The organism is Streptomyces sp. NPDC057474 (assembly GCF_042802555.1).
In the GTDB taxonomy this organism is placed as follows: domain Bacteria; phylum Actinomycetota; class Actinomycetes; order Streptomycetales; family Streptomycetaceae; genus Streptomyces.
Genome location: NZ_JBHVDX010000443.1, coordinates 1 through 2,993 on the forward strand (window position 1 = coordinate 1; position 2,993 = coordinate 2,993).

Below are 2,993 nucleotides of genomic sequence, written 5' to 3' on the forward strand. Positions count from 1 at the left end.
CTGTGGGGGGTTTTCGTCAGCGGGGGTCGTCCCCGCCGGGCGGCGTCGGGTGGACTTCCACCGTCGGCGGGGGTTGTGGTGGCTGGGCCCCGGCCCGGCGGCCTAGGGCAAAGGGCCCCGGCGCTTTGCGGCCCGCGCACGAGGCGGTGTGGGCGGTCCCGTTCCTACGTTGGGATCACCGCCGACCGGTTCGGGAGGCGGTCGAGGACGAGGGGACGAATGTCATGCCGGTAGCGATCATCACGGGGGCCTCGAAAGGGCTGGGCCGGGCACTCGGCGCGGCGCTGGCGGAGCGCGGGTGGGACCTGGTGCTCGAGGCCAGGACCGCCGAGGTCCTGAAGGAGACGGCGGCGGAGCTGTCGGCGTACGGGACGCGGGTGGAGGCTCTGCCGGGGGATGTCACGGACGCCGGGCACCGGACCGGGCTGGTGGCGGCGGCGCGTGGGCTGGGCGGGGTCGACCTGCTGGTGAACAACGCGAGCGCGTTGGGTGCCGAGCCGCTCGTACGGCTGGAGGGGCTGGCCCTGGACGGGCTGCGGCGGGCCCTGGAGGTCAATGTGGTCGCGGCGCTGGGGCTGGTCCAGGAGGCGCTGCCGTTGTTGCGGGCCTCCGGCGCGGGCGCGGTGATCGGCGTGAGCTCGGACGCGGCGGCCGAGGCGTACGAGACGTGGGGCGGCTACGGGGCCTCCAAGGCGGCGCTGGACCATCTGTCGGCGGTGCTGGCCGAGGAGGAGCCGGGGCTTCGGGTGTGGGCCGTGGACCCCGGGGACATGGGCACGGACCTGTACGCGGCGGCCGTACCGGACGACGACGATCCGCGGCCGAGCCCGAAGAGTGTGGTCCCGGCCTTTCTGCGATTGCTCGACGAGCGGCCGGCCAGTGGCCGCTACGGGGCGCCGTCCCTGCTGGAGGGGCGATGACGACGGCGACGGTGCGTGTCCCGGAGGAGTTGCACGCGCGCGTGCCGGCCGAGCAGCGCGGGCCGGGCCTCGACCGGGACGGCGTACGGCTGCTGGTGTCGCACGGTACGGAGGTGTCTCATCACGAGTTCGTGGCGCTGCCGGGGCTGCTGCGGGCGGGGGACCTGCTGGTCGTCAACACGTCGCCGACGCTGGCGGCGGCGGTGGACGGGACGATCGGGGACGCGCGCGTGGTGGTGCATTTCTCCACGCGGGGCGACGACGGGCGGTGGGCCGTGGAGCTGCGGGATCCGGACGGGCGCGGCACTACGCGCGCGCGTGCGGGCGGTCCCGCGGGGACGGAGGTGCGGCTTCCCGGGGGCGTACGGCTGGTCCTGGAGGAGCCGCTGAGCGAGCGGGGCGAGCGGCTGTGGTGGGCACGTGCGTCCTCACCGGCGGTCGTCGGGGTGCGGCGGGAGCACGGGCGGCCCATTCGTTACTCCTATACGGAGCGGGATCAGCCGTTGTCCGTGTATCAGACGGTGTTCGCGTTGCCGTCGCAGGACGGGGCGGGGAGTGCGGAGATGCCGAGTGCGGGGCGGCCGTTCACGGCGCGGCTGGTGGCGGAGCTGGTGAGCCGGGGGGTGCAGTTCGCGCCGGTCACGCTGCATACCGGGGTGGCGTCGGCGGAGGCGCACGAGCCGCCGTACCCGGAGCGGTTCGCGGTGCCGGAGGCGTCGGCGCGGCTGCTCAACGCGGCGCGGGCGGGTGGCGGGCGGGTCGTCGCGGTGGGGACGACGGCGGTGCGGGCCGTGGAGTCCGCCACCGGGTCCGACGGCGTCGTACGGGCGCGTGAGGGCTGGACGGATCTGGTGGTGACGCCGGAGCACGGGGTGCGGGTGGTCGACGGGCTGCTGACGGGCCTGCACGAGCCGGAGGCCTCGCACCTGCTGATGCTGGAGGCGGTCGCGGGGCGGGCGGCGATCGACCGCGCGTACGAGGAGGCGGTCGGGGGGCGCTACCTGTGGCACGAGTTCGGGGACGTGCATCTGATCCTCCCAGGAGAGGGGCCTCACGTAGTGCATTGCTCACGCAACTGCTAGTAAAGGCTCGGCACGCTCGATGTGAGCCCGCGCATAGGGCGCACATCACGTACGACGCTCCTTAGGAGATGAATAGGGCCGGTTTGAGCGGGGCAGACGTGCTGTTCTGTCCCATTTTGCCGTTTCCGTCTCAACTATGAAGCTTCGTACGTCACACCTTTGCCATCGAATTTTGCGGCCGCTAAGAATGGCTGACGTCGCTCGACGCCGCGGGTTTTCGACCGCGGCGTTTGCGCTGGAAGAGCAGTGTCCTGAACCGGCCCGAGAGCGACCTCCGCGCTATTCGAAGAGGTCCATCACTTCATGCCCAAGAACGCCAACACCCTCGTCCACCGTCTCGCCCTGACCAAGACCCACAAGCTGTCGTTCGCCGGAGTGGCCGCCGTCGGCGCCGCCTCCCTCGCGTTCTCGCTGGTGCCGGCCGAGGCTCAGACCTCCGCGAAGACGGTGTCCGCGGCGCCGGTGGCGTTCAGTCAGAACGCGGCCCAGGCGACCAAGGCGAGCGTCACCGACCAGGCGGCCGACGCCGACAAGAAGGCCGCCGCCGCCGCGGCCAAGAAGAAGGCCGAGCAGGAGCGCGCGAAGAAGGAGGCCGCGAGCCGGTCCGCCAAGCGCGCCGCCCAGGTCAAGGCCGCCGCCGCGAAGTCGTACCCGAACAACCTCGACGGCTGGATCCGCGAGGCGCTCGACATCATGAAGAAGCACAAGATCCCGGGCACCTACAACGGCCTGCACAAGAACATCATGCGGGAGTCCTCGGGCAACCCGAACGCCATCAACGACTGGGACATCAACGCCATCAACGGCGTCCCGTCGATCGGTCTGCTGCAGGTCATCAAGCCGACCTTCGACGCGTACCACGTCCCGGGCACGGCCAAGAGCCAGTACGACCCGGTCGCCAACCTGACGGCCGCCGCGAACTACGCCGCCGACCGCTACGGGTCGATCGACAACGTCAACAGCGCGTACTGAGGCCTGCTCGGACCTCTGA

The 2,993-nt window shown here is 71.7% G+C and carries 3 protein-coding genes; all 3 read left to right on the forward strand.

What is annotated here, in order from left to right:
• Nucleotides 1–224: 224 nt before the first annotated feature.
• A complete protein-coding gene (locus tag ACFU53_RS47430) occupies nucleotides 225–920 on the forward strand; it encodes an SDR family NAD(P)-dependent oxidoreductase (RefSeq protein ID WP_384006704.1) in 696 nt (231 codons plus the stop codon).
• Nucleotides 917–2,002, forward strand: a complete 1,086-nt coding sequence (locus ACFU53_RS47435) for an S-adenosylmethionine:tRNA ribosyltransferase-isomerase (protein ID WP_384006707.1) — start codon at nucleotides 917–919, stop codon at nucleotides 2,000–2,002. The genes ACFU53_RS47430 and ACFU53_RS47435 overlap by 4 nt, the downstream gene beginning before the upstream one ends.
• A 303-nt stretch (nucleotides 2,003–2,305) precedes the next feature.
• The gene (locus ACFU53_RS47440) at nucleotides 2,306–2,974 is read left to right on the forward strand and encodes a transglycosylase SLT domain-containing protein (RefSeq protein ID WP_384006710.1); all 669 of its coding nucleotides are present in this window, start codon (nucleotides 2,306–2,308) and stop codon (nucleotides 2,972–2,974) included.
• Nucleotides 2,975–2,993: the final 19 nt, after the last annotated feature.